Origin of the sequence: Dietzia sp. (genome assembly GCF_036741115.1) — a bacterium.
Classification (GTDB): domain Bacteria; phylum Actinomycetota; class Actinomycetes; order Mycobacteriales; family Mycobacteriaceae; genus Dietzia.
Map to the genome: position 1 here is coordinate 1 of NZ_DAINST010000151.1, position 2,656 is coordinate 2,656.

General features: G+C 67.9%; 2 protein-coding genes and 1 pseudogene. 1 reads left to right on the forward strand and 2 read right to left on the reverse strand.

Features of this window, described 5'->3' with window-relative positions; all coding sequences use genetic code 11:
- Window positions 1-738: ATP-grasp domain-containing protein (locus V7E05_RS14070; protein ID WP_333620253.1), on the reverse strand; the 738-nt coding region annotated here is incomplete at its 3' end.
- Window positions 739-1,327: 589 nt separating this feature from the next.
- Between V7E05_RS14070 and V7E05_RS14075 the strand changes: the two genes are divergently transcribed.
- Complete coding sequence (locus tag V7E05_RS14075) at window positions 1,328-2,317, forward strand: M23 family metallopeptidase (RefSeq protein ID WP_333620254.1); 990 nt, start codon at window positions 1,328-1,330, stop codon at window positions 2,315-2,317.
- A gap of 49 nt (window positions 2,318-2,366) precedes the next feature.
- Here the strand turns inward: V7E05_RS14075 and V7E05_RS14080 are convergent.
- Window positions 2,367-2,656, reverse strand: a pseudogene (locus V7E05_RS14080) (ATP-dependent DNA helicase PcrA); the annotation flags it as partial.

Here is a 2,656-nt window from a genome sequence, read left to right on the forward strand (position 1 = left end):
CTTGACGTAGTTGAGGTCGTTCTCCTTGGCCTTGAGCTCGAGCGGATCGGTGGAACCGGCATCCGCGAACTCCTGCAGCGACTCCTGGCGGAACTCGGCGTTGCCGTCGAGCGTGACCTTGCCGTCGAGCGCGAGGATCTGATCGTCCGGCGTGCGGACGAGCGGGTTAACCTCGACGAGCGTGGTGTCCTCTTCGACGAAGACCTCGTACAGCTTGGCGATGGTCTTGGCCGCCGCGTCGAGCACCTCGGCGGGGAGGTGGCCGGCCTCGGCGATCTCGCGGGCCTTCGCCTCGTCGACACCCTCGACCGGGTCGATGTTGATCTTGGCGAGGCGATCCGGCGAGTTCTTCGCGACTTCCTCGATCTCCATGCCGCCCTCGACGGAGCACATGGCGAGGAAGTTGCGGTTCGCGCGGTCGAGGAGGAAGGAGATGTAGTACTCCTCCTTGATATCCGACGCCTCGGCCACCAGGAGCTTCTTGACGACGTGGCCCTTGATATCGAGGCCGAGGATGTCCTCGGCGCGGGCCTTCGCCTCAGCGGGGTTCTCGGCCAGCTTGACGCCGCCGGCCTTACCGCGACCGCCGACCTTGACCTGGGCCTTGACGACCACAGGCTTGCCGATTTCCTGCGCGATCTTTTCCGCTTCTTCTGCCGTATCCGCGACGCGACCCGGGGTTGTGGGCACATCGTGCTTGGCGAAGAGAGCCTTTGCCTGGTATTCGAAGAGATCCATCAGCTCACCATCTTGACACGTAGATTTTCCTCGGTAACGGGTCCGGAACCGAGTCAATCCTCAACTTTAGACCCAACTCGAAATACTCGCAGAGCCCCTCCCACCGAACCATTACTCAGCGCGTGATTACCCACGAGTAAGGTCAAGTGGCGGTTTCGGGTAAGGTGAGGAGCTTTCGCGCCGGTCGCGAGCCATTGTCCGCCGCACGCCCCGCATGACGGCGGACGCCACATCTTCCCCCGCCTCCGGGGCATTACACCTTTGTGACCAAGACCACATTCATCGCTATGTCCCGGCCCGCAAGCGCCTCGCCTGCGCAGTTCGCGCCTCCGCGCGAGCGCGGCGGCCGCGGGGACGGCGCCGTCCGGCGTCATGAGCGTTCTGGCTTGAACGCCCGTCGCGCGGCCGCTACCTTATTAATTTGTTGGAGATCACGAAATGATCTCGGAAAGGCCTCGGGTACGTAATGGATCAGCACAACGGAGGCGTCGACGGGCGCGCTAGCCGTCGAAGCGCACGTGGTGCTGGAACGTCCCCGACCTCCCATCGGGCGCCCGGCCCCTCGGGCGCGGTGCGCGGCCGCGTGGCGATGTTCGCCGTCGCCGCCGGTGCGACGGTTGCCGCCTACCAGGGCAACAGCCTGTTCACTCCGGAGGCCGACGGCAGCGCCGTCGAATCCGACGTCTACGTTCTCGCCAGTGGCGACACCCGCGCGGGCGGCACCGCTGAGCCCGCTTCGGAGCCCGTGGCCGCCGAGGTGCAGTGGGGCGACGCCTCCACTACCGCCGCGGTCGAGTCGCTCTACGACGGGCAGGCGAACAACGCCCAGCGCGAGATCCGCGAGGAGCTCGACCGCCGGCCGAAGATCGTCGCTCCCGCCGTGGGCCTGCTGAGCTCCGGGTACGGCGGACGCTGGGGCGATTTCCACGGCGGTGTCGACATCGCGAACGACATCGGCACGGAGATCAAGTCGGCGACCAACGGCGTGGTGGTCGACGCCGGCGCAGCCCAGGGCTTCGGCAAGTGGATCCGCGTGATGGGCGACGACGGCACGCTCACCGTCTACGGCCACGTGAGCTCGATCGACGTGCAGGTCGGACAGCGTGTGACCGCCGGGCAGCGCATCGGCGGCATGGGCAGCGAGGGCTTCTCCACCGGCAGCCACCTCCACTTCGAGGTGTGGCTCGACGACGGCAAGCACCGCGTCGATCCCATCCCGTGGTTCATCCTCAACCAGATCGACCTCGGCAGCATCGGGCCGATTTCCGAGGCGAGCGAGAACATCAACGTCCCCGGGTCCTTGGACACGAATTCGCTGCGCGATCTCGTGTACGCCTCGGGGAACGCGGACCCGAGCAACGCCGTCGGCGCTCCCGGGATCGCCTCCAGCCTGCAGTCCGCTGCGGGCAGCGCCGGCGGCTCGGACTCCAGCGAGCTCGCCTCCATGGCCTCCGGGCAGGTCCCGCAGGCCCAGCCGGCCGGCGGTTTCGCCGCGCCGCTCGGCGCCATCCCGGGCCGCTCCTCGGCTCCGGCACCCGCGCCCGCGCAGAACGTCGCGGCCGCCGGCGGCCAGAACTAATTCCTCCGGCCCGCTCGCGCGGGCCCGGCCGAACGGTCGACCGAGGTACTCAGAGCTTGCTCATCGGCACGCCGCCGATGAGCATAAGCTGCACCGTCCCGTAATCGCCGAAATCGATCCGAGCGCGGGCCGTGGTTCCCGACCCCTCGACCGAGACGACCTTCCCCAGGCCGTATTTGTCATGGTTGACCCGGTCCCCGACGTCCAGCTCCAGCGCCGGCTTCTTCGCCGATGCCCGCGGGATCGGGCTCGTCCCCGCTCCCCCGCGGCGCGAGCTGTACCCACCCGAACCCGCGCCGCTCGAGCCGTATCCGCCCGAGCCGTACGCGCCGGATCCGT